The 26,788-nt window shown below is 68.6% G+C and carries 23 protein-coding genes; 13 read left to right on the forward strand and 10 right to left on the reverse strand.

What is annotated here, in order from left to right:
• The first annotated feature begins 1 nt into the window (after position 1).
• The 9 genes from nuoF to nuoN are packed head-to-tail and all read left to right on the forward strand — an operon-like array spanning position 2 to position 11,810.
• Positions 2 to 1,303 (forward strand): NADH-quinone oxidoreductase subunit NuoF, encoded by a 1,302-nt coding sequence (gene nuoF, locus BJ998_RS21665; protein WP_184864316.1) that lies wholly within the window; start codon positions 2 to 4, stop codon positions 1,301 to 1,303.
• Between the two features lie 3 nt (positions 1,304 to 1,306).
• A complete protein-coding gene (locus tag BJ998_RS21670) occupies positions 1,307 to 3,775 on the forward strand; it encodes an NADH-quinone oxidoreductase subunit G (RefSeq protein WP_184864317.1) in 2,469 nt (822 codons plus the stop codon).
• Positions 3,772 to 5,115, forward strand: a complete 1,344-nt coding sequence (gene nuoH / locus BJ998_RS21675; protein WP_184864319.1) for an NADH-quinone oxidoreductase subunit NuoH — start codon at positions 3,772 to 3,774, stop codon at positions 5,113 to 5,115. Before BJ998_RS21670 ends, nuoH begins: the two co-directional genes overlap by 4 nt.
• Positions 5,102 to 5,626, forward strand: a complete 525-nt coding sequence (gene nuoI / locus BJ998_RS21680; RefSeq protein ID WP_043721408.1) for an NADH-quinone oxidoreductase subunit NuoI — start codon at positions 5,102 to 5,104, stop codon at positions 5,624 to 5,626. The genes nuoH and nuoI overlap by 14 nt, the downstream gene beginning before the upstream one ends.
• Positions 5,627 to 5,646: 20 nt before the next feature.
• Complete coding sequence (locus tag BJ998_RS21685; RefSeq protein ID WP_184868849.1) at positions 5,647 to 6,480, forward strand: NADH-quinone oxidoreductase subunit J; 834 nt, start codon at positions 5,647 to 5,649, stop codon at positions 6,478 to 6,480.
• Positions 6,477 to 6,776 (forward strand): NADH-quinone oxidoreductase subunit NuoK, encoded by a 300-nt coding sequence (gene nuoK, locus BJ998_RS21690; protein ID WP_184864321.1) that lies wholly within the window; start codon positions 6,477 to 6,479, stop codon positions 6,774 to 6,776. The genes BJ998_RS21685 and nuoK overlap by 4 nt, the downstream gene beginning before the upstream one ends.
• A gap of 15 nt (positions 6,777 to 6,791) precedes the next feature.
• The gene (gene nuoL / locus BJ998_RS21695) at positions 6,792 to 8,720 is read left to right on the forward strand and encodes an NADH-quinone oxidoreductase subunit L (protein ID WP_184864323.1); all 1,929 of its coding nucleotides are present in this window, start codon (positions 6,792 to 6,794) and stop codon (positions 8,718 to 8,720) included.
• Positions 8,720 to 10,288, forward strand: a complete 1,569-nt coding sequence (locus tag BJ998_RS21700) for an NADH-quinone oxidoreductase subunit M (protein WP_184864325.1) — start codon at positions 8,720 to 8,722, stop codon at positions 10,286 to 10,288. The genes nuoL and BJ998_RS21700 overlap by 1 nt, the downstream gene beginning before the upstream one ends.
• 1 nt (position 10,289) lies before the next feature.
• Positions 10,290 to 11,810, forward strand: a complete 1,521-nt coding sequence (gene nuoN, locus BJ998_RS21705) for an NADH-quinone oxidoreductase subunit NuoN (RefSeq protein WP_184864326.1) — start codon at positions 10,290 to 10,292, stop codon at positions 11,808 to 11,810.
• Between the two features lie 59 nt (positions 11,811 to 11,869).
• Here the strand turns inward: nuoN and BJ998_RS21710 are convergent, their stop codons facing one another.
• Positions 11,870 to 12,154 carry a helix-turn-helix domain-containing protein gene (locus tag BJ998_RS21710; protein WP_184864329.1) on the reverse strand — a complete coding sequence of 95 codons (285 nt, stop codon included), beginning with the start codon at positions 12,152 to 12,154 and terminating at the stop codon, positions 11,870 to 11,872.
• On the reverse strand, positions 12,147 to 12,509 hold the full coding sequence (locus tag BJ998_RS21715) for a type II toxin-antitoxin system RelE/ParE family toxin (protein WP_184864330.1): 363 nt from the start codon (positions 12,507 to 12,509) through the stop codon (positions 12,147 to 12,149). The genes BJ998_RS21710 and BJ998_RS21715 overlap by 8 nt, the downstream gene beginning before the upstream one ends.
• Before the next feature lie 280 nt (positions 12,510 to 12,789).
• Here BJ998_RS21715 and BJ998_RS21720 point away from each other — a divergent pair, with 280 nt between their 5' ends.
• Together BJ998_RS21720 and BJ998_RS48655 are read left to right on the forward strand one after the other, a co-directional pair.
• Positions 12,790 to 13,770, forward strand: a complete 981-nt coding sequence (locus BJ998_RS21720) for a polyprenyl synthetase family protein (protein WP_184868850.1) — start codon at positions 12,790 to 12,792, stop codon at positions 13,768 to 13,770.
• A gap of 112 nt (positions 13,771 to 13,882) precedes the next feature.
• On the forward strand, positions 13,883 to 15,793 hold the full coding sequence (locus BJ998_RS48655) for a sunset domain-containing protein (RefSeq protein ID WP_446685014.1): 1,911 nt from the start codon (positions 13,883 to 13,885) through the stop codon (positions 15,791 to 15,793).
• A gap of 53 nt (positions 15,794 to 15,846) precedes the next feature.
• Here the strand turns inward: BJ998_RS48655 and BJ998_RS21730 are convergent, their stop codons facing one another.
• The 4 genes from BJ998_RS21730 to BJ998_RS21745 all read right to left on the reverse strand — a co-directional run bounded on the left by BJ998_RS21730 (position 15,847) and on the right by BJ998_RS21745 (position 20,247).
• The gene (locus tag BJ998_RS21730) at positions 15,847 to 16,920 is read right to left on the reverse strand and encodes a 2-oxoacid:ferredoxin oxidoreductase subunit beta (RefSeq protein WP_184864334.1); all 1,074 of its coding nucleotides are present in this window, start codon (positions 16,918 to 16,920) and stop codon (positions 15,847 to 15,849) included.
• Positions 16,917 to 18,800 (reverse strand): 2-oxoacid:acceptor oxidoreductase subunit alpha, encoded by a 1,884-nt coding sequence (locus BJ998_RS21735; RefSeq protein WP_184864336.1) that lies wholly within the window; start codon positions 18,798 to 18,800, stop codon positions 16,917 to 16,919. Before BJ998_RS21735 ends, BJ998_RS21730 begins: the two co-directional genes overlap by 4 nt.
• 244 nt (positions 18,801 to 19,044) lie before the next feature.
• On the reverse strand, positions 19,045 to 19,791 hold the full coding sequence (locus BJ998_RS21740; protein ID WP_184864338.1) for an enoyl-CoA hydratase: 747 nt from the start codon (positions 19,789 to 19,791) through the stop codon (positions 19,045 to 19,047).
• A gap of 9 nt (positions 19,792 to 19,800) precedes the next feature.
• Positions 19,801 to 20,247 carry an Lrp/AsnC family transcriptional regulator gene (locus BJ998_RS21745; protein WP_184864340.1) on the reverse strand — a complete coding sequence of 149 codons (447 nt, stop codon included), beginning with the start codon at positions 20,245 to 20,247 and terminating at the stop codon, positions 19,801 to 19,803.
• Between the two features lie 75 nt (positions 20,248 to 20,322).
• Here BJ998_RS21745 and ddaH point away from each other — a divergent pair, with 75 nt between their 5' ends.
• Positions 20,323 to 21,192 carry a dimethylargininase gene (ddaH, locus tag BJ998_RS21750; RefSeq protein WP_184864342.1) on the forward strand — a complete coding sequence of 290 codons (870 nt, stop codon included), beginning with the start codon at positions 20,323 to 20,325 and terminating at the stop codon, positions 21,190 to 21,192.
• A 393-nt stretch (positions 21,193 to 21,585) separates the two neighbouring features.
• The gene (locus tag BJ998_RS21755) at positions 21,586 to 23,136 is read left to right on the forward strand and encodes a hypothetical protein (protein WP_184864344.1); all 1,551 of its coding nucleotides are present in this window, start codon (positions 21,586 to 21,588) and stop codon (positions 23,134 to 23,136) included.
• Between the two features lie 31 nt (positions 23,137 to 23,167).
• On the opposite strand, the gene BJ998_RS21760 is transcribed toward BJ998_RS21755, so the two are convergent.
• The 4 genes from BJ998_RS21760 to BJ998_RS21775 form a co-directional block, all read right to left on the reverse strand.
• The gene (locus BJ998_RS21760; protein WP_184864347.1) at positions 23,168 to 24,556 is read right to left on the reverse strand and encodes a tyrosine-type recombinase/integrase; all 1,389 of its coding nucleotides are present in this window, start codon (positions 24,554 to 24,556) and stop codon (positions 23,168 to 23,170) included.
• On the reverse strand, positions 24,553 to 24,759 hold the full coding sequence (locus BJ998_RS21765; RefSeq protein ID WP_184864349.1) for a helix-turn-helix transcriptional regulator: 207 nt from the start codon (positions 24,757 to 24,759) through the stop codon (positions 24,553 to 24,555). Before BJ998_RS21765 ends, BJ998_RS21760 begins: the two co-directional genes overlap by 4 nt.
• Positions 24,756 to 26,096 carry a replication initiator gene (locus tag BJ998_RS21770; protein WP_376776006.1) on the reverse strand — a complete coding sequence of 447 codons (1,341 nt, stop codon included), beginning with the start codon at positions 26,094 to 26,096 and terminating at the stop codon, positions 24,756 to 24,758. The genes BJ998_RS21765 and BJ998_RS21770 overlap by 4 nt, the downstream gene beginning before the upstream one ends.
• 74 nt (positions 26,097 to 26,170) lie before the next feature.
• Entirely contained in the window at positions 26,171 to 26,782 is a 612-nt protein-coding gene (locus BJ998_RS21775) for a DUF2637 domain-containing protein (RefSeq protein WP_184864351.1), read from the reverse strand.
• Positions 26,783 to 26,788: the final 6 nt, after the last annotated feature.

The raw sequence follows: 26,788 nt of genomic DNA on the forward strand, positions 1-26,788 counted from the left end.
AGTGAGCAACGACGTCAAACCACTGACCCCGGTGCTGACCAAGCGGTGGCTGTCGCCGAGGTCGTGGACGATCCGGACCTACGAGCAGCTGGAGGGCTACACCGCGCTGCGCAAGGCGCTGACGGCCCACCCGGACCAGCTCATCCAGCTGTGCAAGGACTCCGGGCTGCGCGGCCGCGGCGGCGCGGGCTTCCCGACCGGCATGAAGTGGGGCTTCATCCCGCAGGGCGACAACAAGCCGCACTACCTCGTCATCAACGCCGACGAGGGCGAGCCGGGCACCTGCAAGGACATCCCGCTGATGATGGCCGACCCGCACTCGCTGGTCGAGGGCATCATCATCACCTCGTACGCGATCCGGGCCAACTTCGCCGCCGTCTACGTGCGCGGCGAGGCGCTGCACTGCATCCGCCGGATGCAGGCCGCGGTCAAGGAGGCGTACGCGGCGGGCTACCTGGGCAAGGACATCCTCGGCTCGGGCTTCGACCTGGACGTGGTGATCCACGCCGGCGCCGGCGCGTACATCTGCGGCGAGGAGACGGCGCTGCTGGACTCGCTGGAGGGCCTGCGCGGCCAGCCGCGGCTCAAGCCGCCGTTCCCGGCGACCTCCGGCCTGTACGAGTCGCCGACCGTGGTGAACAACGTGGAGACCATCGCCAGCGTGCCGTTCATCGTCAACGGCGGCTCGGACTGGTTCCGCACCATGGGCCGGGACCGCTCGCCGGGCCCGAAGATCTTCTCGCTGTCCGGCCACGTCACCAACCCCGGCCAGTACGAGGCGCCGATGGGCACCACGCTGCGCGAGCTGCTGGAGCTGGCCGGCGGCATGAAGGACGGCATCCCGCTGAAGTTCTGGACGCCGGGCGGCAGCTCCACCCCGCTGTTCACGGCCGAGCACCTGGACGTGCCGCTGGACTTCGAGGGCGCGGCCGAGGCCGGCTCGATGCTGGGCACCACCGCGATCCAGCTGTTCAACGAGACGGTGTCGGTGCCGTGGGCCGTGATGAAGTGGACCGAGTTCTACAAGCACGAGTCCTGCGGCAAGTGCACGCCGTGCCGGGAGGGCACCTACTGGCTGGTGCAGATCCTGCAGCGGATGGTGCGCGGCGAGGGCACGCCCAGCGACATCGACACGCTGCTGGACATCTGCGACAACGTGCTGGGGCGCTCGTTCTGCGCGCTCGGTGACGGCGCGGTCAGCCCGATCACCAGCGGCATCAAGTACTTCAAGGACGAGTTCCTGGCGCTGTGCGAACAGAACGCGGCCAGCACCGGGAAGCACGCACTGGCAGGAGCGCACTGAGACATGACTGTCGCACCTGAGAAGCCTTCTTCGTCGGAACTCGTCGTTCCCGAGGGCCACGTCAAGCTCACCATCGACGGCCTGGAAGTGGTGGCCCCCAAGGGAGAGCTGCTGATCCGCACCGCCGAGCGGCTGGGCATCGTGGTGCCGCGGTTCTGCGACCACCCGCTGCTCGACCCGGCCGGCGCCTGCCGGCAGTGCCTGGTCGAGGTGGAGATGGGCGGCCGGCCGATGCCGAAGCCGCAGGCCAGCTGCACCATGACCGTCGCCGACGGCATGGTGGTCAAGACCCAGCACACCTCGCCGGTGGCCGACAAGGCCCAGCAGGGCGTGATGGAGCTGCTGCTGATCAACCACCCGCTGGACTGCCCGATCTGCGACAAGGGCGGCGAGTGCCCGCTGCAGAACCAGGCGCTGGCCCACGGCCGCAGCGACTCCCGGTTCGTGGAGACCAAGCGGACCTTCCCCAAGCCGATCCCGATCTCCAGCCAGGTGCTGCTGGACCGGGAGCGCTGCGTGCTGTGCCAGCGCTGCACCCGGTTCTCCAAGCAGATCGCCGGCGACCCGTTCATCGACCTGCTGGAGCGCGGCGCGCAGCAGCAGATCGGCATCGCCGAGGAGCAGCCGTTCCAGAGCTACTTCTCCGGCAACACCATCCAGATCTGCCCGGTCGGCGCGCTCACCAGCGCCGCCTACCGGTTCCGTGCCCGCCCGTTCGACCTGATGTCCACGCCGAGCGTGTGCGAGCACTGCTCGTCCGGCTGCGCACAGCGTTCGGACTGGCGGCGCGGCAAGGTGATGCGCCGGCTGGCCGGCGACGACCCGGCCGTGAACGAGGAGTGGAACTGCGACAAGGGCCGGTTCGCCTTCCGCTACGCCACCGCCGCCGACCGCCTGCTGCGGCCGATGGTGCGTGACGCGGAGACCGGCGACCTGGTCGAGACCTCGTGGACGGACGCGCTGCGCGCGGCCGCCGAGGGCCTGGCCGCGGCCAAGGCAGGCGGCGGCGCGGGCGTGCTGGCCGGCGGCCGGCTGACCGTCGAGGACGCCTACGCGTACGCCAAGTTCGCGCGAGTCGCCTTGGGCAGCAACGACGTGGACTTCCGGGCGCGGCCGCATTCCGCCGAGGAACTGGACTTCCTGTCCTCGCACGTGGTCGGCACCTCCCCGGACAACGGCGGCGTCACCTACGCCGACCTGGAGAAAGCGCCCGCGGTGCTGTGCGTCGCCTTCGAGCCGGAGGAGGAGTCGCCGATCGTCTTCCTGCGGCTGCGCAAGGCGGCCCGCACCGGTCGGACGAAGGTGTTCCACCTCGGCCAGCACACCAGCGGCGCCGTCGAGAAGACCAACGGCACGCTGCTGCGCTGTGTTCCCGGCGGCGAGCCGGCGGCGATCGAGGGCCTGTTCTTCAACTCCACCACCGCGGAGGCGTTCGAGGCGCTGTCCGGCAGCGGGGCGGTGATCCTCGTCGGCGAGCGCGCCGCCGAGATCCCCGGCCTGTTCTCCTCGGTGCTGCGGCTGGCCGAGCGCACCGGCGCCCGCGCGGCGTGGATCCCGCGCCGGGCCGGCGAACGCGGCGCGCTGGAGGCCGGCGTGCTGCCGAACCTGCTGCCCGGCGGGCGTCTGGTCACCGACCCGACGCTGCGGGCCGAGGTCGAGCAGGCGTGGGGCCTGGAGGCCGGCGCGCTGCCGGCCGAGCCGGGCCGCGACACCGACGGCATCCTGGCCGCGGCGGCGTCCGGCGAGCTGGCCGGCCTGCTGGTCGGCGGCGTCGACCCGTACGACCTGGCCGACCCGGAGCTGGCACTGCGGGCGCTGGAGAAGGCGTTCGTGGTCAGCCTGGAGCTGCGGCCCAGCGCCGTCACCGAGCGGGCCGACGTCGTGCTGCCGATCGCGCCGTCCTCGGAGAAGTCCGGCAGCTACCGCAACTGGGAGAACCGCGACCGCGCCTTCAGCACCACGCTGGACGGCACCGGCGCGCTGCCCGACTGCCGGGTGCTGGACACGCTGGCCGTGGAGATGGACGCGGACCTGTTCACGCAGACGCCCGCGGCCGCGGCGGCGAACCTGGCCCGGCTGGGCGAGCCGCGCACCAGCCGCCGGGCCGAGCCGCCCGCGGTGCCCGCGCCGCCGGCCCCGGTCGCGGCCGCCGGCAAGGTGTTGCTGGCCAGCTGGCGGCAGCTGATCGACAACGGCTCGCTCCAGGACGACGAGCCGAACCTGGCCGGCACGGCCCGCACCGCGGTGGTCCGCGTGTCGCCGGCGACCGCCGACCGGCTCGGCGTCGTAGAGGGGCACGCCGCGACCGTGGCCACCGACCGGGGCAGCGTGACGCTGCCGGTCGAGCTGGCCGACCTGCCGGAGGACGTGGTGTGGCTGCCGGGCAACTCCGGCGGCTCGCGGCTGCGGCGGACTTTGGGCGTCGGGCACGGCGCCGCGGTGACCTTGCACGCTGGCGGAGGTGACGCATGAGGTACCTGGCATCAGCTCCCAGCCCGAACACGGGACAGCTGCTGGCCGGCGACCCGCTGTGGCTGGTGATCGTCAAGACCCTGGCGATCTTCGTCTTCCTGGTCGTGATGACGCTGTTCATGATCTGGTTCGAGCGCCGGGTCGTGGCCAGGATGCAGCACCGGCCCGGCCCCAACCGGGTCGGCCCGGCCGGCCTCCTGCAGTCCCTGGCGGACGGCCTGAAGCTGGCGTTCAAGGAGGACATCCGGCCGGTCCTGGCCGACAAGTGGGTGTTCTTCCTGGCGCCGGTGATCTCCGCGGTGCCGGCGTTCCTCGCCTTCTCGGTGATGCCGTTCGGCGGCGAGGTCAACATCTTCGGCTACGACACCGCGCTGCAGCTGGCCGACCTGCCCGTCGGCGTGCTGGTGGTGCTGGCCTGCTCGTCCATCGGCGTCTACGGCATCGTGCTGTCCGGGTGGTCGTCGGGCTCGCCGTACCCGCTGCTCGGCGCGCTGCGCTCGGCCGCGCAGGTGATCTCGTACGAGATCGCGATGGGCCTGTCCATCGTCGGCGTGATCCTGCTGTCGCACTCGCTGTCCACCGCCGAGATCGTGAACTCGCAGCAGGGCCCGTGGTACGTGCTCACGCTGTTCCCGAGCTTCGTGATCTACGTGATCTCCATGGTCGGCGAGACCAACCGGGCCCCGTTCGACCTCGCCGAGGCCGAGTCGGAGCTGGTCGGCGGCTTCCACACCGAGTACAGCTCGCTGAAGTTCGCGCTGTTCTTCCTGGCCGAGTACATCAACATGGTCACCGTCTCGGCCTTCGCCACCACGCTGTTCCTCGGCGGCTGGCACGCGCCGCTGCCGTTCAACCTGATCGGCGACGGCTACTTCGACACCGGCTGGTGGGGCCTGCTCTGGTTCGTCGGCAAGATGATGGTGCTGCTGTTCACCTTCGTCTGGCTGCGCGGCACCCTGCCCCGCATGCGCTACGACCAGTTCATGCGCATCGGCTGGAAGGTCCTGGTGCCGGTCAGCCTGGTGTGGATCGTGCTCGTGGTGTGCGTCCGCGCGTTCCCGCACGCCAACGACTGGGGCGCGGCCGGCATGATCATGCTGATCGGAATCATGATCGTGGCCGTCCTCGTGGTCGTCGCGCTCATCCCCGAGCGCAAGCAGGCCGCCGACCCGGACCGGGTCATGGTCACCGGCGGCGGCTACCCGCTGCCCCCGCTGGACCTGAAGGTCCCGAAGGCGCCCAAGCGCCGCCAGGCCGTGGCCAAACCGGCCGCACCGCAAGAGCCCGCTGCCGTGGCGGCGTCGTCCACCCCGAAGGAGGCCAGCGATGGGGATTCTTGATCCCCTCAAGGGCTTCGGCGTCACCTTCTCGACGATGTTCAAGAAGGTCGTGACCGAGCAGTACCCGGAGGACTACCGGCCGACCGCCGCCCGCTACCACGGCCGGCACCAGCTCAACCGGCACCCGGACGGGCTGGAGAAGTGCGTCGGCTGCGAGCTGTGCGCGTGGGCCTGCCCGGCCGACGCGATCTTCGTCGAGGGCGGCGACAACACCGAGGACGCGCGCTACTCGCCCGGTGAGCGGTACGGCAAGGACTACCAGATCAACTACCTCCGGTGCATCGGCTGCGGCCTGTGCATCGAGGCCTGCCCGACCCGGTCGCTGACCATGACCAACTTCTACGAGTTGGCCGACGACGACCGACAGCGCCTGATCTTCACCAAGGAAGACCTGATGGCGCCGCTGCTGGCCGGCATGGAGCAGCCGCCGCACCCGATGCGGCTGGGCGAGAACGAGCAGGACTACTACGTGAACGGTCCTGAGCTGGCCCGAGGGGAGGCGGCCAAGTGAGCGCGCTCCTGCAGTTCGTCATGCAACAGCAGCAGACCGCGCCGCCGCCGGCGGACGTGGTCACCACGGGCGAGGCGGTCGGCTTCTGGATCCTCGGCCCGCTGGCCCTGCTCGGCGGCCTGGGCATGCTGTTCGCCCGCAACGCCGTGCACTCCGCGCTGTTCCTGGTGCTGACGATGCTCAGCCTCGGCGTGCTGTACATGCTGCAGCAGGCGCCGTTCCTGGGCTTCGTGCAGATCATCGTCTACACCGGCGCGGTGATGATGCTGTTCCTGTTCGTGCTGATGCTGGTCGGCCGGGACAGCTCCGACTCGGTGGTGGAAGTGCTGCGCGGGCAGCGGGTGATCGCCGCGGTCTTCGGCATCGGCTTCGCCGGCGTCGCCGTCTCGGCGCTGCTGCGCGCGGTGTCCCAGGTGCCCTCGGCCGGGCTGGCCCAGGCCAACCAGGGCGGCAACCTGACCAACGTCGGCAAGCTGATCTTCACCGACTACCTGTTCCCGTTCGAGCTGACCTCGGCGCTGCTGATCACCGCCGCCGTCGGCGCGATGGTGCTGGCCTTCGTCGGCAAGAGCAAGCAGGCCCTCAAGTCCCAGCGCGAGCTGGTGATCGAGCGCTTCCGCGGCAACCGGCCCTCCCCGCTGCCCGGCCCGGGTGTGTTCGCCACCGCCAACTCGGTGGCCACCCCGGCGCTGCTGCCGGACGGCTCCGTCGCGCCCGAGTCACTGTCCGAGCTGATCGAGGCCACCGCCTCGGAGACGTTCGAGCACGACCGGGCCGAGGTCGCCGGCACCGAGCACCACGCCGACGCGCACGCGCTGACCGGCACCGGCACGGCCGAGGAGGCGAACCGATGACGCCGACGTACTACCTGCTGCTGTCCGCGCTGCTGTTCAGCATCGGCGCGATCGGCGTGCTGGTGCGGCGCAACGCGATCGTGGTGTTCATGTGCGTCGAGCTGATGCTCAACGCCGTGAACCTCACGCTGGTCACGTTCTCGCGGATCAACGGCCAGCTCGACGGCCAGGTGATGGGCTTCTTCGTGATGGTGGTGGCCGCCGCCGAGGTCGTGGTCGGCCTGGCGATCATCATGGCCATCTTCCGGACCCGTCGCTCGGCCTCGGTCGACGACTCGAACCTGCTCAAGTACTAAGGGGCGACCGGGAAAATGACGGATATCTCCGCGGTCGGGCAGTCCGCCTGGCTGCTGCTCGCGTTGCCCCTGGTCGGCGCGGTCGTGCTGCTGCTCGCCGGCAAGGCCGCCAACAAGTGGGGCCACCTGCTCGGCTGCGCGACGGTGCTCGCCGCCTTCGTGTACGGCGTGATCCTGTTCTTCGACACCACCAGTCACGACGCCGCGCACCGGGTCTCGGAGCTGCACATCTTCTCCTGGATCCCGGTGCAGGCCCTGCAGGTCGACTTCGGCCTGCGGCTGGACCCGCTGTCGGTGACCTTCGTGCTGCTGATCACCGGCGTCGGCTCGCTGATCCACATCTACTCGATCGGCTACATGTCGCACGACGACGGGCGGCGGCGGTTCTTCGCCTACCTCAACCTGTTCGTCGCGGCGATGCTGCTGCTGGTGCTGGGCAACGGCTTCGTGACGCTGTACTTCGGCTGGGAGGGCGTGGGTCTCGCGTCGTACCTGCTGATCGGCTGGTACCAGAACCGGCCGTCCGCGGCGACCGCGGCCAAGAAGGCGTTCCTGATGAACCGGGTCGGCGACGTCGGCCTGGCCATCGCCATCTTCCTGATGTTCACCAACCTCGGCACCACGCAGTACAGCGAGGTCTTCTCGCGGATCAACACGCTGTCGCCGGGCACGATCCTGGCCATCAGCCTGCTGCTCCTGCTCGGCGCCTGCGGCAAGTCCGGCCAGTTCCCGCTCCAGGCCTGGTTGCCGGACGCCATGGAGGGCCCGACCCCGGTCTCCGCCCTCATCCACGCGGCAACCATGGTCACCGCCGGTGTGTACCTGATCGCCCGGTCCAACCCGATCTACAACCTCACCGAGGACGGGCGGCTGGTCGTCACCATCATCGGCACGATCACGCTGCTGATCGGGTGCATCGTCGGCTGCGCCTACGACGACATCAAGAAGGTGCTGGCGTACTCGACCGTCAGCCAGATCGGCTACATGATCCTCGCGGTCAGCCTCGGCCCGATCGGCTACGCGCTCGGCATCGTGCACCTGCTCACGCACGGCTTCTTCAAGGCGGGGCTGTTCCTCGGGGCCGGGTCGGTCATGCACGGCATGAACGACGAGGTCGACATGCGCAAGTTCGGCGGCCTGTACAAGCGGATGCCGATCACGTTCGTCACCTTCGGCCTCGGCTACCTGGCCCTGATCGGCTTCCCGTTCCTGTCCGGCTACTACTCCAAGGACGCCATCATCGAGGCGGCGTTCTCGGGTGAGGGCTGGCACGCCTGGGTGTTCGGCGGGGCGGCCATGCTCGGCGTCGCGCTGACCGCGTTCTACATGACCCGGCTGATGCTGATGACCTTCTTCGGCAAGGAACGCTGGAAGGACATCAAGTCCGAGGACGGCAAGGACTTCCACCCGCACGAGTCGCCGGCCGTGATGACCGTGCCGATGATCATCCTGGCCGTCGGCTCCATCGGCGCCGGCTGGTTCCTGACCAGCGGCGACCGGCTGGCGCAGTGGCTGGAGCCGTCGCTCGGTCAGCTCCGGGAGGCCGAGGCGGGTCCGATCCCGGAGATCGGCCTGACGGTGATCTCCCTGGCGCTCATGGTGATCGGCGCCGGGCTGGCCTGGCTGTTCGTGGGGCGCAAGGACGTTCCGCTGGAGAAGCCGGCCAAGGTCTCCTGGCCGGTCCGCGCGGCCCGCGCCGACCTGTACGGCAACGCCCTGAACGAGGCGCTGTTCGCCAAGCCGGGCGAGGCGCTCACCCGGGGCCTGGTCGTCATGGACGACAAGGGCGTCGACGGCGCCGTCACGGGACTGGCCGGCACCCTCGGCTTCCTGTCCTCGCTGCTGCGACGCACCCAGACCGGGTTCGTCAGGTCCTACGCGCTGACCATGCTGGGCGGCTCCGTCCTGGTGGTCGCGGCTCTGCTGATGGTGAGGTTCTCCTGATGGGAACTGGGTTGCTGATCGCCCTGCTGGTGCTGCCGCTGGTCGGCGCGCTGGTGGTGGCGTTCCTGAAGAACGACGACCGGACCGCCAAGATCACCGCCCTCGGCGTGACCCTGGTCGAGTTCGTGCTCGCGGTGCTGCTGTGGATCAGCTACGAGCCGGGCGGCGCCCGCATCCAGTTCTCCTCGTCGGTGGACTGGATGTCGCAGCTGGGCGTGCACCTGTCGTTCGGCGCGGACGGCATCGCGCTGGTGATGATCGGCGTGATCGCGCTGCTGGTGCCGATCGTGATCGGCGCCGGCTGGGCCGACAAGCTGCCCACCGGCCGGTCGGCCGGCGGCTTCCTGTCGCTGATCCTGGTGCAGGAGGCGTTGATGGTCGGCGTGTTCGCCGCCACCGACGTGTTCCTGTTCTACGTGCTGTTCGAGATCATGCTGATCCCGATGTACTTCCTGATCGGCGGCTACGGCGGCCCGCGCCGGCAGTACGCGGCGGTCAAGTTCTTCCTGTACTCGTTCCTCGGCGGCCTGATCATGCTGGCCTCGGCGATCGGCTGCTACTCGCTGGCCGCCGACAAGCTGGGGCAGGGCACCTTCGACTGGGCGACGCTGGTGACCGTGGTGCGGGACGCGCCGCTGGGCACCCAGGTGTGGCTGTTCTTCGGCTTCTTCCTGGCCTTCGCCATCAAGGCGCCGCTGGTGCCGCTGCACACGTGGCTGCCCGACGCCGCCGAGCAGGCGCCGATCGGCGTGGCCGTGATCCTCGTCGGCGTGCTGGACAAGGTCGGCACCTTCGGCTTCCTGCGCTACCTGCTGCCGATGTTCCCCGAGGCCAGCAAGGCGCTCGCGCCGCTGGTCCTGGTGCTCGGCGTGATCGGCGTGCTGTACGGCTCGCTGCTCGCGGTGGGGCAGAGCGACCTCAAGCGGCTCATCGCGTACGTGTCGATCGCCCACTTCGGCTTCATCGCGATCGGCATCTTCGCCTTCACCTCGCAGTCCGAGGTCGGCGCGGTGTCGTACATGGTCAACCACTCCATCGCGACCGGCATGCTGATCCTGGTGATCGGCATGGTGATCGCCCGCGGCGGGTCGACCAAGATCGCCGACTACGGCGGCATGTCGAAGCTGACCCCGCTGCTGGCCGGGCTGTTCCTGGTGGCCGGCCTGTCGACGCTGTCGCTGCCCGGCACCAACTCGTTCGTCTCGGAGTTCCTGGTGCTGCTGGGCTCGTACCCGACGCAGCCGGTGTACTCGGTGCTGGCGACCATCGGCATGATCCTGGCCGCGCTGTACGTGCTGTGGCTGTACCAGCGGGTCATGCAGGGTCCGGTGCGGGGCAACGCGCTGGTCGGCGTGTCCGGCGGGCCGGGCGCGGCGACCGACCCGGAGAGGGCCGCGGTGACCGACCTGAACCGGCGGGAGCTGGCGGTGCTCGCGCCGCTGGTGCTGTTGATCGTGGTGCTTGGCGTGTATCCCAAGCCGGTGCTGGACATCGTCGGCCCGTCGGTGTCGGCGACCATGAGCGCGGTGGGCGTGACCGATCCGGTGCCCGCGCAGGAAGGCAAGTGACGTGCTCTCCCAATACCTCCTGCAGGCCCAGAACCAGATCTCGCCGCCGGACGTGTCGTACGCGGCGATCGCGCCGATCCTGATCATTCTCGGCGCCGCCTGCGTCGGCGTGCTCTTCGAGGCCTTCATGGCCAAGGAGTCGCGCTGGGCGTGGCAGGTCGGGCTGTGCGTGGTGGCGATCCTCGCCGCCGGCGTCGCGCTGATCCTGTTCCTCAACAGCGACGCCGCCAAGGGCGGGGTCGCCGGGCACACCGGCGTGCTGACCCTCGCCAACGTCATCTCCATCGACAAGCCCGCGCTGTTCCTCTGGGGCACGCTGCTCGCGCTGGGGCTGCTGGCGTTGCTGCTGATCGCCGACAAGACCGTGGACCCGGACGGGGCGCTGCAGACCGAGGCGTTCCCGCTGTTCCTGTTCGCGCTCGGCGGCATGCTCGTGTTCAGCGCGTCGAACAACCTGCTCACCATGTTCATCGCGCTGGAGGTGCTCAGCCTCCCGCTGTACCTGATGTGCGGTCTGGCCCGGAAGCGCCGGCTCATCTCGCAGGAAGCCGCCGTCAAGTACTTCCTGCTCGGCGCCTTCGCCTCCGCGTTCTTCCTGTACGGCACCGCGTTGCTCTACGGCTACTCCGGTTCCGTGCGGCTGACCGACATCGCCAATGCCGCCGTCGGCACCAACCGGTCCGACACGCTGCTGTTCGGCGGTCTCGGCCTGCTCGTCGTCGGCCTGCTCTTCAAGGCCGCCGTCGGTCCTTTCCACGCCTGGACCCCCGACGTCTACCAGGGCGCTCCCACTCCCGTGACCGCGTTCATGGCCGCCTGCACCAAGGTCGCCGCGTTCGGCGGCATCCTGCGGGTGCTCACCGTCGCGTTCCAGTCCACTCAGTGGGAGTGGCGGGGCGTGCTGTGGGCCGTGTGCATCGTGTCCATGGCCATCGGCGCCATCTTCGGTCTGACCCAGACCGACGTGAAGCGCATGATCGCCTACTCGTCGGTGGCCCACGCCGGCTTCATCCTGGTCGGCGCCATCGCCCTGAACACCGACGGCCTCCAGTCCACGCTCTTCTACCTGGTCGCCTACGGCTTCACCACCATCGCGTCCTTCGGCGTGATCTCCCTGGTGCGCCGGGGCAACGGCGAGGCCTCGGACCTGTCCGAGTGGGCCGGCCTGGCCAAGCGCTCCCCGCTTCTGGCCGCCGTCTTCACCTTCCTGCTGCTCGCCCTCGCCGGCATCCCCCTCACCAGTGGCTTCGTCGGCAAGTTCGTCGTCTTCTCCGCTGCCCTGAGGGACGGCATGGCCCCCCTCGTCGTGATCGCCCTCGTCTTCAGCGCCGTCGCCGCGTTCTTCTACCTGCGCGTCGTCGTGCTGATGTACTTCAGCGAGCCCGCCGAGGACGGCCCCACCGTCACCGTGCCCGGCGCCTTCACCACGGTGGCGATCTCCCTGGGCGTCTTCATCACCCTGCTGCTCGGTGTCGTCCCCGGCTTCGTCCTCGACTGGGCCAAGGGCGGCTTCCTCGGCTGAGGCGTCTTTCCACACGAAAGGGGCGGCCCCACCTCGGGGCCGCCCCTTTCGTCTTCGTCTCAGGCCGCGAGCTTGACCACCAGCTTCGCGCCGAGCGCCTGAGCCACCCGGTCCAGCACCGGGATCGTCGGCACCGTCCCGCCCGCCTCGAACCGCGCGACCGCCGACTGCGTCATGCCGGCAGCCGCCGCCAGCTGCGCCTGGGTCCAGCCCCGCCGCTCGCGCATCTCCCGCACCGCCTTGCCGAGTTCGAAGGCCAGCCGGGCGGCCGCGTAACTCTCGCCCGCCCCGGGTTCGGCCATGCGCCGGTCACGCAGCTCCTGCCAGCTGCTCCGCTCAGCCATCGGTGTCGCTCCCGTCCTCGTCCGGCGTGTGCTGCTGCTGGATGCACCGTCTCATGGCGCGACGGGCACGCTGCACCTCACGCTCTTCCCGCATCCGAGTCTTGCGGAACACGGTGAGCAGCACGATCCGCCTCCCGCTCGCGATCCAGTACGTCACCCGAACAGGCAATCCGTCCAGATAGAACCGGAGTTCCCGAAGCTTGCCGTCGAGCTGCCGGGTATGCGGCTCACCGAGCAACGGCCCCCGATCGCCCAACAGGTCGATGTAGAAGGCCGCACCGGCGAACTGCCCGGTGGGCAGGCTCTCCAGCCAGTCAAGCACTTCCGGTTCCAGCTCGACGGTACCCCAGCTCATAGCATCAATGCTATACGCACTGCGTGACAGTTTGGGTGCTATGGGTGACCAAAGGTGGTTCCATGTCTGGCGACCTACAGTGATCGGGCGACTGCGGATCGAGGCGGCGGAGCTATCCTGGAGTTCTCCGCACCACTACCCAGGCACGACCGATCTCGCGGCGATTACGCTGCTGGGGACGTGACACTACTGCTGGGGAAACAGCCAGCAGCCGGGCCGCTGTAGGGGACACATCCACGTGACGGGCAACCAGAGCACGCATCCCGCCAGGGAGCAGGGCATCCGATTCGACTTCGCCGACCCGGCACTGGCCGACGCGGTGAGTGCCGGCCTGAGCAGAGTCGAGAACCTGCTGCGCTCGGTCGTGCAGAGCGACCTCGAGTTCGTCACGGAGACCTCGCTGCACCTGGTCGACGCGGGCGGCAAACGTTTCCGCCCGCTGTTCACGCTGCTGGCGGCGCAGTTCGGCGACGCGGACCGCGAGGACGTGACGAAGGCGGCGGCGGTGGTGGAGCTGATCCACCTGGCCACGCTGTACCACGACGACGTGATGGACGAGGCGACGATGCGCCGCGGCGCGGTCAGCGCGAACGCCCGCTGGGACAACACGATCGCGATTCTGACCGGCGACTTCCTGTTCGCGCACGCCTCCAAGCTGGTGGCGGACCTGGGCACGGAGGCGGGCCACATCATGGCCGGCACGTTCAGCCAGCTGGTCACCGGCCAGATGCGCGAGACGATCGGCCCGGCGGCCGGCCAGGACCCGGTGGCGCACTACCTGAAGGTGATCGACGAGAAGACGGGCTCGCTGATCGCCACGGCGGGCCGCTTCGGCGCCATGTTCGCGGGCGTGCCGGCGGAGCAGGTGGAGGCGCTGAGCACCTACGGCGACGCCTGCGGCTCGGCCTTCCAGATCTCGGACGACATCATCGACATCGCCTCCCCGGCGACGGAGTCGGGCAAGACGCCCGGAACGGACCTGCGCGAGGGCGTCCGCACGCTGCCGATGCTGTACGCGCTGACCGATCCGGACCCGCAGGGCGACCGGCTGCGCGAGCTGCTGGCCGGCCCGATCGCCGATGACAACCTGGTGGACGAGGCGCTGAAGCTGCTGCGCGAGTCGGCGGGCATGGAGCAGGCCCGGCAGACGCTGGCCGGCTACGCGGACCGCGCCCGCGCCGCCCTGGCGGCTCTTCCCGCAGGTCCGGCCCGGGACGCGCTGGACTCGCTGGCCGACTATGTGGTGGCCCGCACATACTGAACTGCTCACCCGTTAGTGTCATGCTGCCCTGAACGGGCAAGGCCCCCGAACGGGCCGGCGGCCGTTAGCCTGCCGCAAGGGCCAGCAGGCACTAGGAGGGTGTAGTCCGGTGATGTGGGTGTTCGGGCAGGTGTGGTTGCTGTGCCTGCTTGCGTTCGTGATCGGCGCGGGACTCGACCATGTGCTGTTCACGCGACCGCTACGCAAGCAGGTCAGGCAGCTGGAGATCCAGCTCGCGAAGGCCAAGCGGGCCGACGCCATGCCGCCGCCACAGCCGTCCGTGGAGACCGACGCCGAGCGCACGGGCATCGTCGACGAGCACCCGCCGCCGAGCCCGAGCTGGGACCCGGACCGGCTGCCCTCGTGGGAGCGCGAGCAGCCCGCGGAGTCGCCGCGCACGCTGGTCGCCCCGACGCCGGAGCAGGACCTGGGCTACGCCCAGCCGTACGAGCCGGAGCCGATCGAACCGGCCAAGTCGTTCGAACTCGGCACGTCCTTCGAACCCGCCGGGCACGACCACCACGCCGAGCACGAGCACGAGGCCGAGCCGGAGCCGGTCAAGACGCCGGAGCCCGCCCCCGAGCCGGAGCCGGTGGCCCAGCACGAGCCGGAGCCGGCGCCCGAGCAGCCGCAGCCGCCGGCCGACGAGCAGCCGACGCAGATCCACGCGCCGATCCCGGCCGCGCCGCCCATCCCCAACCCCAGCCCGGCCGAGATGACGGCCGCGATCAACCGGGTGATCGGCGAGGCGAACGCGGCGGAGACGACCAGCATCCTGCCGCCGGCCCGGGACGACCACGAGGACATGGAGCTGGCCGACCACGGGCCGGCCACCCAGGCGCACGGCCAGCTCGCCCACGCCCCGGCCGACGAGCTGGAGGACGAGCACCTGGTCGACGACGTCGTCGACGAGGAGCTGACCGAGTCGGAGCGCGAGGCGGCCGCCGAGACGACCGGCCCGGTCGCGGTGTCGGTGATCGCCGCGGCGGAGAAGGCCGTGCAGGAGCGCCGGCTGGCCGGTGAGCTCGCCGAGGACGAGCCGGAGCCGGAGCCGGCGTCCCGGCACAGCCGGGTCGAGGAGCACGAGGACGAGCCGGAGCCCGCCCACGCCTCCGAGCCGGAACCCGCTGCGTCGTCGTTCCAGCCGACGCAGGCGTTCCAGTCGGAGCCGGCGTCGTCGTTCCAGCCGACCCACGCCTTCGAGTCCGAGCCCGCGGCGTCCTCCTTCCAGCCGGTCGAGGCCTTCGACCAGCCCGAGCCCGAACCGGAGCAGGGCGAGGTGCAGCTGGAGGCGCTGGCCGAGCCGATCCGGCTGGACCCGAACCAGTTCGGCAAGCCGATCCCGCCGGGCGCTCTCACCCCGCCCGGCAGCGTGACCCCGCCGGAGCCCGCGGAGTCGACGCCGCTGCCGACCCGCCCGCAGCCGTCGCGCCCGGAGCCGGCCCCGATGGAGGCGGTGGCCCGCCCCCGCTCGCTGTTCGAGCCGGTGCTGGACCCGGACGGCGACGACCCGTACGACGACCTCGACGGCTTCCAGCCGATCCAGGAGCCGACGATCAGGTCGTTCTCGTCCACCGACTCGGTGCCGTTCACCCCGATCCTGGCCCCGGAGCTGCTGGAGGCGGAGAAGCCGCAGCCCCCGGCGTCCACCCCGGCCGGCCTGCCCAAGCGCACGGTGAGCAGTTCGTGGCCGCGCGGCGGCAACGGGCTCGGTGCCGGCCCGCAGCCGTTCGACCCGGCCCCGTTCCGGCCGCGGGCGCAGTTCAGCTCGATGCCGCGCAACACCGACGCGGCCCCGATCCGCCGGCCGTCCAGCGGCGGCCCGCGCACCCCGTTCGGCCCCGGTTCGGCGCTGCCCAAGCCGGACGGCTCGGCCCCGTCGGACGACTACCGGGTCAAGGCCGTGCTCGGCTCGCGGACGTATCACGCGGCCGGCAGCGGCGACTTCGACGGTGTGAAGGCCGAGGTCTGGTTCCGCAGCACCGAGGAGGCGGAGCGGGCCGGCTTCACTCCTGGCGCGTAGCCCACGAAGAAGGCCCCCGGCGAAATCGCCGGGGGCCTTCTTCGTGCGGAACGTCAGTCGGCCGCGACGGTCCAGGTGTCCTTGCCGCGCAGCAGCCCGGCCAGGTCGGCCGGCTTGCTGGCCTTGGCCGCCTCCACCTGGTGCCGGGCCAGGTCGTCGTACGTGGCCCGCTGCACGTTGCGGAACACGCCGGTGACGGTGTGGTCCAGGTTGTGGTGGCCCAGCCGCGACAGCGCGAACGCGTAGGACGGGTCCTCGATGGTGGCGTCGTGCACGACGAGGTTCTCCTCGCCGACCTCGGCCACCTCGACGACCTTGAGCGAGCCCGTCTTCGGGTCGCGGGCCACGCCGTGCTGGCCCTCGGCGCCGAACCGGATCGGCTCGCCGTGCTTGAGCGGCACGAGCCGCTCCTCGCGCTCGCCGGCCTCCTTGAGCACGTCGAACGCACCGTCGTTGAAGATGGGGCAGTTCTGGTAGATCTCGACCAGGGCCGAGCCGCGGTGTTCGGCCGCGGCCCGCAGCACCTCGGTCAGCTGCTTGCGGTCGGAGTCCAGCGCCCGCCCGACGAACGACGCCTCGGCGCCCAGGGCCAGGGAGACCGGGTTGAAGGGGTGGTCCAGCGAGCCCATCGGGGTGGACTTGGTGACCTTGCCCTCCTCGGAGGTGGGCGAGTACTGGCCCTTGGTCAGGCCGTAGATCCGGTTGTTGAACAGCAGGATCTTCAGGTTGACGTTGCGGCGCAGCGCGTGGATCAGGTGGTTGCCGCCGATCGAGAGGGCGTCGCCGTCGCCGGTGACGACCCAGACCGACAGGTCCTCCCGCGAGGTCGCCAGGCCGGTGGCGATGGCGGGGGCGCGGCCGTGGATGGAGTGCATGCCGTAGGTGTTCATGTAGTACGGGAAGCGGCTGGAGCAGCCGATGCCCGACACGAACACGATGTTCTCGCGGCGCAGGCCGAGATCCGGGAGGAAGGACTGGACGGCGGCGAGCACGGCGTAGTCGCCGCAGCCGGGGCACCAGCGGACCTCTTGGTCGGTCTTGTAGTCCTTGGCCGACTGCTTGCCGTCGAAGGTCGGCACCCCGGCGAGTCCGCCCAGGGTCGGGAGCCCGAGGTCGATGGCGGTCACGCGTCCAGTCCCTTCACGAAGTCGATCAGCACGTCCTGGAGTTCCTCGGCCTTGAACGGCAGACCCGCCACCTTGGTGTAGGAGACGGCGTCGACCAGGAACTTGGCCCGGATGAGCATCGCGAGCTGGCCCAGGTTCATCTCCGGGATCACGACCTTGTCGTACCGCCCCAGCACCTCGCCCAGGTTCTTGGGGAACGGGTTGAGGTTGCGCAGGTGCACATGCGCGACGTCCATGCCCAGCCGCCGCACCCGCCGGCAGGCCGCGCCGATCGGCCCGTACGAGGAGCCCCAGCCCAGCACCAGCACCCGCGCGGCCCCGGACGGGTCGTCGACCTCGGCGTCCGGCACGGCGATGCCGTCGATCTTGGCCTGGCGCAGCCGGACCATCTTGTCGTGGTTGTCCGGGTCGTAGGAGATGTTGCCGGTCTTGTCGGCCTTCTCCAGCCCGCCAATGCGGTGCTCCAGCCCCGGCGTGCCCGGCACCGCCCACGGCCGGGCCAGCGTCTCCGGATCCCGCAGATACGGCCAGAACTCCCCCGACCCGTCGGTGGCGTTGGGCTCGGTCGCGAACTCCACACTCAAATCGGGCAGGTCGTCGACGTCGGGGATCAGCCACGGCTCGGAGCCGTTGGCGATGTAGCCGTCCGACAGCAGCAACACCGGCGTGCGATAGGTCAGCGCGATCCGGGTGGCCTCCAGGGCGGCGTCGAAACAGTCGGCCGGCGAGCGGGGGGCGATGATCGGCACCGGGGCCTCGCCGTTGCGGCCGAACATGGCCTGCAGCAGGTCGGCCTGCTCGGTCTTGGTCGGCAGACCGGTCGACGGGCCGCCGCGCTGGATGTCCAGCACGACCAGCGGCATCTCGGTCATCACGGCCAGGCCGATGGTCTCGGACTTCAACGCGATCCCCGGCCCGGAGGTGGAGGTCACCCCCAGCGCGCCGCCGAAGGAGGCGCCCAGGGCGGCGCCGATGCCGGCGATCTCGTCCTCGGCCTGGAACGTGGTCACCCCGAAGTTCTTGTGCTTCGCCAGTTCGTGCAGCACGTCGGAGGCCGGGGTGATCGGGTAGGTGCCGAGGAAGACGGGCAGTTTGGCGCACTGCCCGGCCGCCACGATCCCGTACGCCAGCGCGGTGTTGCCGGTGATCTGCCGATACGTGCCGGTGGCCAGCTTCGCCGGGGCGACCTCGTAGGTCACGGCGAACGACTCGGTGGTCTCGCCGTAGTTCCAGCCGGTGTGAAACGCGAGGATGTTGGCCTCGGCGATGGCCGGGTTCTTGGCGAACTTCTCCCGCAGGAACCGTTCGGTGCCGGCGGTCTCCCGGTGGTACATCCACGACAGCAGACCGAGGGCGAACATGTTCTTGGCGCGTTCGGCGTCCTTCTTCGACAGCCCGGTGGGTTCCAGGGCGGCGCGGGTGATGGAGGCCATCGCGACCTGGTGCACGTTGTACTGCGCCAGGGACTCGTCGTCCAGGGGGTTGGAGGCGTAGCCGACCTTGGTCAGGTTGCGTTTGGTGAACTCGTCGGTGTTGACGATCAGGGTCCCGCCGGCCGGGAGGTCGGCGATGTTGGCCTTGAGCGCGGCGGGGTTCATCGCGACCAGGACGTCGGGGCGGTCGCCGGGGGTGAGGATGTCGTAGTCGGCGAAGTGCAGCTGGAAGCTGGACACGCCGGGCAGCGTGCCCTGGGGCGCGCGGATCTCGGCGGGGAAGTTCGGCAGGGTGGCGAGGTCGTTGCCGAACGCGGCGGCCTCGGAGGTGAACCGGTCGCCGGTGAGTTGCATGCCGTCACCGGAGTCACCGGCGAAACGGATCACAACTCGATCAACCTTGCGGACGTCCGTTGTGCGCGTCCCCCTACCCACGTCAATACTCATGGGCTCGACAGTGCCTTTCTCCTCGGCCGCGTCGCGCCGGCCGGCTGGCGGCGCCGGCCTGGCGCTATTTCACGAGCGTAGTCGTCGGGCTCCGGGTGTTCTCACAGTCTCAGCGAAAACTACTCACCCTGGGCGGGGCGCTCGCACCTGCAGTTAACGGTACTTACCACCAGTAAGATGAGGCCCGACGGTGCGGTGCACGTCACAGAAAAGTTCGTCGGTGTCCGATATGTGGGACACGCCCTCAGTTGCCGCTGATCCGCCGGCGCAGCGCCGCCAGCCGCTCCGCGAACGCCGGTGAGTCGATCGAGGCCAGCTGCGGTCTGATCTCCAGTTCGACCGCGTCGGCGTGGGCGGTGGTCGCCGCCGTCGCCCGCATCGTGCGCTTGGTCGCGATCACCAGCTCCCGCGGCGCCTCCGCCGCCTGGCTGGCCAGCTGCACCGCCCGCTCGACCACGTCGTCGACGACGTCGAGCACCAGTCCCGCCGCCAAGGCCGCCTTCGCGTCGTACACCGAACTGAAGAGCGTCATGGCGGCGGCCTGCTGCGGGCCGACGATCCGCTGCAGCATCCACGTCATGCCGCCGCCCGGGTGAATGCCCAGCTGGAGGAACCGGGCGTCGAACCGCGCCCGCTCGCCCGCGAGTCGGACGTCACAGGCCAGTGCGAGATTCAGGCCCGCACCGACGGCGGCGCCGTTGACCGCGGCGACCGTCGGCAGCGAACAGTTCGCCACCGCGAGGAAGCCGGCATAGATGTCGCGGAGGCCCTGCTCGCGGGCCTCGCCCAGCGCCGTCAGGTCCGCGCCCGCGCAGAACGCCGGCGGCGTGCCCGTGACGACGATCGCGCCGACCTGCTCGTCCGCCTCGCACGCCCGCACCGCCTCGGCCAGTTCGGTGGCCAGCGACAGGTTCAACGCGTTGCGGCGGTCGGGATCGTGCACCGTCAGCACGGCGACCCGGGCCCGCCGGTCGACAAGGATCTGACTCATGGCCGCAGGCTAGTGCTCCGGGGTCGGAGGCCGGTCGAGGAGCGTTGACAGCACCACTGTAGAGATCGTCCGGTCCACGATGTCCAGACCGCGCAGCCGTTCCAGGACCGTTTCCAGGTGGTGGATGTTCGCCGCGCGCAGGTGCACGATCGCGTCCGCCGCACCCGAGACCGTGTAGGCCGCCACCACCTCCGGCAGCGGCTCCAGCCGGCCGCGGATCTCCGACGGCGGGATGTTGCCCCGGCAGTGCACCTCCACGAAGGCCTCCGTGCCCCAGCCCAGCGCCTCCGGGTCGACGACCGCCGTGAAGCCGCGCAGGACGCCCATGTCCAGCAACTTGTCCACGCGGCGCTTCACCGCGGGGGCGCTCAGGCCGACCGCGCCGCCGATCTCCGCGTAGCTCGACCGGGCATCGGTCACCAGGCACGAAACGATTCGCTGGTCGATGGCGTCCATGCGCAACATTCTGCACCATCAGACGCAATGCAGCGGCGTTGATCGATGGTCCTCGCACCACTTACATTTCGATCCATGTCCACCACGCTCGACGCGCCGCTCCCCTCGTCGGAGCAGATCGCCCAGGTCCGGGTGCCGACCACCCGTCGGTACCTGATGTGCCCGCCGGAGTACTTCACCGTCGAGTACTCGATCAATCCGTGGATGGACCCCGAGCGTCCGGTGGACACCCGGGTGGCCGTCGAGCAGTGGACCGCGCTCAAGGAGACGTACGAGGGGCTGGGTCACAAGGTCGAGCTCATCGACCCCGAGCCGGGGCTGCCGGACATGGTGTTCGCCGCCAACTCCGGCACCGTCATCGACGGCGTCGTGCTCGGCTCCCGGTTCCGGGCCGAGCAGCGGGCCGCCGAGGCCGACCACTTCCGGCGGTGGTTCCTGCGCAACGGCTACCGCGACGTCGTCATGCCCACCTGCGTCAACGAGGCCGAGGGCGACTTCGCGTGGACCGGCCGGGTGTTGTTGGCCGGCACCGGGTTCCGCACCGACCCCGGCGCCCACGCCGAGGCCCAGGAGGTGCTCGGCGTTCCCGTCGTGTCGCTGCGCCTCGTCGACCCTCGCTACTACCACCTCGACACCGCGCTGTTCGTGCTCGACGACCGGTCCGCCCGGCCCGAGGTCTGCTACTACCCCGACGCCTTCTCCGCCGGTTCGCAGCGGGTGCTTCGCCACCTCTTCCCCGACGCCGTCATCGCCACCGCCGCCGACGCCGAGTGTCTTGGCCTCAACGGCGTGTCCGACGGCCACAACGTCGTGCTGCCGGTTGAGGCCACCGACCTCGGCGACCGCCTGGCCGCCCGTGGCTACCAGCCCGTCTACGTCGACATCTCCGAGCTCCGCAAGTCCGGCGGCGGCCCCAAGTGCTGCACCATGGAACTCCGGGACTGACCGGCGACTTTCCAGCCTCGCAGGTCCGTTCGCTAAACAGCCGCTGAACTGCTAGAACGGCCGCGCCGTGCGGTGGTCGGCTGTGCCACTGTCTGCCGCCGATTGCCGGGTTTTGCCGGTGGTCGCGGAACATACACGGAACAGAAAGGCCCCCGGCGAAGATCATCGCCGGGGGCCTCAGTATCCAGTCTACCTGCCGAAACATGCCTTGTGCATGGAGCCAGCTGATTGGTCGACCGGTAGCAGCTTGGACCTGCCCTTCGGGGCCACATTCCCCACGTCGAACACCCCGGTCAGGGCTGGCCGTACGTGGTCTGCTGATCTGACCTGGACCGATTACCCCGCTACGTTGTGTCTAAGCGGATGGGACATGGCGGGAGTTAGGCTCATTGCATGAAGCAGCCTGGTGATGTCCCAAATTTTGCGAATGTGATACTTCCTTCGTGGGTGTGGAATTCAAACCCTCGAGGATATTTTTCGGAGGCTGCGTTTGTTGGCAGTAAAGCCAGCTTTGACGAGAACGGTTGGACCGTGTTCGCGAAAGAGAGGGTCGACCCTTCGTTCCCTCCCCTTGTGAATGCTTTTGACATTGCCGAAAGTGGTATGGTGTCGAGATATGAATTTCTGTCTGCCTTGGCGGGAACTGAGACCATTGAAATGTCGTCAGCGACTCGCGAAGTAGGCGAGCGTGAACTAGAGAAGAAAAGACTCCGCGCTGAAAGAGTGGGTGATTTGGTTGACACTCTATCGTACTGGCAGCTCAGTGTTATGCTTGCATCGCGGGAAACTCTAGCTGATGTATGTCGCGACATTTACGGCAAGTTGCTTGAGATACCGCTTGAGGCGAGCCCTGGCGAGGTGGCTTTTCCTAATGCGTCTCTGCATGTTATATCAAAAAACCCTGCTCTCGGCTACAGGTTGGAGCTGATCGCATTTCTGCTGCGCGCGCGGTACGATTATGATGCACGGAAAGGGGATGTATCCCACCTTCACGAGGCGATCAAAAACGGTGAGCTGATCTTTGATAGTTCGAGAGGGTTGAGTGATGGAATAGCGCTGTTTGACGTCTATGTTGGTCCTCTGGTGGGCGCGCTAACGCCTGCGGTATGGTCGATAGTCGCTTTGCGGCCATCTGGCGTGATCTTTTATTCGCTTGGCCGCCTTGTTCGAGGGTTTCGGTCGGACCCTGCCGAGCTTATGCACATGCTACCAGTTCGAGGGAGCGTTGAGACGGTTCCCTTTCCCGTGCTGGGGGACGGTGCTGCTAGGGCGGCCATTCAGTGGTGGACTGAACGAATCGGTAAGCTGCTGTCGATAATCTCGGATCCCGCTGTCTTTACTGATCGTAACGGAATGTATGTGGCGACTAAGCATCTACATGCTGCCCTGACGGTGGAGCAACTCTTCCGGCGGGTTACCTCGATACAAGTTGCGCATAGAGATGCTAACGCTCGCCGCGTCCTTTTCTTCTCGGTCCTTGACACAATAGACCGTCTGACCGGTCATGATATTGAATATACATGCTCGCTTGCAAACGCCAGGCGGGCATACGAAAGAGTTGAGGGTGCTATTCCGTCAGCTTCTGCGGAGATTTTACTACCTGCCGCTCGACGTGCTATTGACGCTCTGGAAGAACTTCAGCAAGGGTTCTTTATTGCGAGGCAGGCCGGTTCTGGTGATGTAGTATTTAAGGATGACAAAGGAAAAAATGTTCGTAAGAGTCTAGATGCCGCTACGGCCTCGTACGTCAAGTTGCTGCGAGATGCAACTCATGGTCACGGCGCAAAGTTTGTCAACAAAAAAACTCAAACCAACGCGCTACTTGCGCATCATAATGGGAGTATTCCGTATGATATTGTGCTGCTATCCTATCTCTACCTTCTGGAGTTTCTGGTCGATCTCGATAAGCAGAGAAAGCGATTCTTTGACGGTGGTCGCATCTAAGTAGCTGGTTGGTCTTGGAGCTACGGTGCGTTTACTCAGGATCCAGCATGCTGGTGATCTTGCTGTTGGAGAGCGCCCGTTGGCCGTCGAGGCACTTCGCGTAGACCTTCAGTAGGACGTCGACCGTGTGTCCCGCGCGCTCTGCGACCTCAGCCGCCGGTACGCCGGCCGCCAACCAGGTTGACACCGCCGCGTGCCGCAGGTCGTACGGATCGGCGGCAAGCGGGGAGTCGTACTGCTCCGGCGACAGCCCGATCTTGCGTGCCTTGTCCCAGGCGTCGGTGTAGACCGTCGCGTTGACCGGGCCGCCGCTGACCGATCCGCGGAACAGCCGTCCGTCCTCCGTCGTGCCGAAGGTCCGGAGGTGCCAGCGGAGGATGTCAACCAGTTGCGGAGGTATCGGGACCCGCCGCACAGCTCCTTGCGCCCGCCGCTTGAGGTTCCGTTCCTCCCAGGTTTCTCCCGAGTCTGTGTAGCGCGCATTCGACCGTGAAGCCGACTTTTCCAAGATGATCTCGCCCCACTCGTCGACCTGGCCCTCGTCGGGGAGCCTCAGGTCCGCCTTGCGGATCCGGTTCACCTCGCACGGACGAAGACCCGCGTAGTACATGGCCCCGAAGAAGCCGTACAGGTACTCACGACGACCGGCATACGTCACCGCTGCGAGCACCTGCGGAGCCTGCTTCGGATTCAGTACGACGCGAGGGTCGACCTCGCTGCTTCCGACGTGTGTCGCGACTTTCGACCGGGTGACCGGGTTGGCGTCCAACTCCTCGACGTCGATCGCGAACTCCATCAAGTGGTGCAGCACTCCGCGCCGCGTGCGTGTTGTCCACGACGCAGCAGCTGTGCCGTTCAGGTTGCGGCCGAGCGCGCGAAGCACGTTGCCTATCTCGACTTTCTTTGCCAGGTCCGACACCGGACGAGACGCTGACACCACCCACTCGGCAGTCCGCGCTTCGTCGTCCGTGAGTTGCCGGTCCCGGCGATTGGTCGGCAGCAAGTGCGTCGTGAGCACCCGCCGCAGCTTCCGCCCATCCGGTACCGATCCGTCACGCTTCACGAACGCGGCGACGGCAACCGCGAGCGTGTCGACATACCGCTTCCGCGTGTTCGGAGCCGACTCGTTCCACTCCTCATCGATGAACTCCTGAGCGAGCTTGAGCAGTGATCTCGGCTCCCGCTGCGGCCACTCCGACTCCGGCAACCCGGTCGCAATGTCGAATGCCTCGCCACGCTTCGCCGCCTGAAGAAGCTCCGACCGCCGGCTGTCGGCGAGCTTGATCGTCTTGTACCACTCGGAATGTTCTTCACCTGCGGTTACCCAACGCACGCCGTACGGCTTGGGGCGCTTCTTGCCGTCCGCAGTCGGCTTCAGAGTCTTGATCGCCCACACGTTGACCTTGTACGTGGTTTTCATGCGGCATCACTCCGCCGCCCGTCGAGCCACATCAGATAGTCAGCGACCAGGATGCGGAGTGATCCGTTCGGCAGCTTCCGGGCGACAGGTGCGGCACCTGGAATCTGTCGCCACTTGTAGAAAGTGTTCTTGGAGACCCGCGCCGCCGCGCAGAACTCGTCGACCGTGAGCAGTTGGTTCGGGTCCGGCAGAGCGGAAGTCACGATGCCTCCTTCTTCGTGCGTCGGGTGTTCTTGATCCGTTCGGCGATGCCGTGCGCAAGTTCCATTTCTGCGTCGTTGGCGTAGCCGATGCCGGCGAAATCCCAGCGGTTGACGACGACCACGGAGTCCGGATCGACGCCGAGGCGCTCAAGCGCCTGCTCAGCCCGAAACGCCGCGCGCTCTCCGCGAATCGCCTTGAACGTCGTGCTGTAGTGCTTCGACTTCGTCAGGAAGTGCCCCCGGAAGCCGAGCATGTGCGCCCACTTCCGCAGGTTCAGCTCGTCGTACTCGGCCAGGCCGCCGAGGTCCCAGCACGTTTGGATGATCCGGCGATGGTGTGGCGTGACGTCGAGGTGATCGATGTCGACTTGTCCACGAATCGGCCGGTCCGCGGCTTCGCTCTTTCCGGTGCCCTTGGTGGCGTATTTCGCCACGTAGGCCGCCAAGCGCTCCTCGGAGATCTCGCCCCGCTCGTCCTCGACCTCCGCCGCAGCAGTCGGCCGAATCTGGCGGACGTCGACCTGCCGACCCCACACCAGGCTCAGCGCCGCACCGTCAGGCCGGCTGATGTCGAGCTGGACCGCGCCGGCCGCCGCGACGATCGCATCGGTCAGCAGCTCCGCCGTCGCCCACGCCGGTGTCTGATCGCTCGGTCCGCCTGCTCCGTCGACGCGGACCATCGCGTGGAAGTGGACCAGGCCGCGCCGCTGGTACTCGGCGACCTTGGCGTACGACAGGCGGGCGTGGTCGGTGAACTCGCGGACCGTGATGCCGGCCGCCTGCGCGAGCTTGCGGCGCAACGCGATGGTGAACCGGTGCCACAGCTTGCCCGCGTGCGCCTGCCACAGCACCGCGCCCACGTAGTCGTAGGTGTCGACATCCAGTGGCGCCCCGACCCGGGGGTCCGCCTGGTGGTGGCGTTCCCCGCACGCACAGGGGATTGTCCGGCCGCGCGCCGAGGTCCGCCGGTTGTGCACCGGTCCGAAGGAGGGAGCCGTCAGCGTCGCGAACACCCGAGGCTTCTCGGCGACCGTCACCGGAACGCCCTTGTCGCCTCCGGACAGTCCCGCCCGCATCAGGTGGAAGGCGTCGGCCGCGTACCGGTCCGAACAGGTGGGGCAGACCGACTCCCGCCGGTTGCCGCACGGGGCGAAGATGTGCCCGGACCGTTCGGCCAGGACCTCGCCGGCCTGGTCCTGAACCTGCCATGCGCCCGACATTCGTACCGGGTGCAGGCAGCCGCCGACTCGCTCGACCTTGGCCCGCCATGCCTGGAAGTCAACGGCCTGGACACGACGAGCGATCCGCTCGTCCAGAGACAACGGGGTCACAGTCACAACAGCCCCCTTGATCAACTTTATTTGGGCAAAAAAGGGGCCAGGCACGACGTTTCTGCCGTGCCTGGCCCTGATTACTGCGCCGTCAGCGACGCGAGAATCTGGCTTGCCATCCCGTCCGAGACGTTGGCCGCCCGCTGCACATCTGCGATGGTCGGCTCTCGCCCTTCAGACCGGGCAGCCGCGACGGCCGAGGTGACCTTGGCTGCCATCGGTGCTGGTAGACGAAGCCGTGACGGTGGCGAGGTCACCGCGGACTTGTCCTCGACGGCCGCCGGCTCAGGCTCAACCCGTGGTGCTGTCGGTTCGTGCGGCAGCCGCCGCATGAGCAGCTTGACCACGGTCAGGAACCCCAGCGCTGGCATCGCTGCCAACAGCCAGCCCGCCGGAGTCGGCTCGGCCTCAGCGACCTGGGCGAACATCTGCACCAGGAACCCCGCCACCAGCACCGCGACCGGGAGCGAGAACCGAGCCCGCCGGTCGGTCTGCCGGTCCCGGTGGATCTCGAACGCCGCCACGACCGAGATGCCCTCGATCACCACGGCATCCGCCCACGCCAGCCACCCGGTTTGGCCGTGGTGCGCCGCCCAGTCGTGGGTGTGGGTGAAGCCGGCCGCCGCGCCGATCAGCCCGAGCACGGCGGCCACGGTGAGCCGGATCCCGGTTGCTACCTTGTCGACCGACACGACGGC

Origin of the sequence: Kutzneria kofuensis (assembly GCF_014203355.1) — a bacterium.
Taxonomy (GTDB): domain Bacteria; phylum Actinomycetota; class Actinomycetes; order Mycobacteriales; family Pseudonocardiaceae; genus Kutzneria; species Kutzneria kofuensis.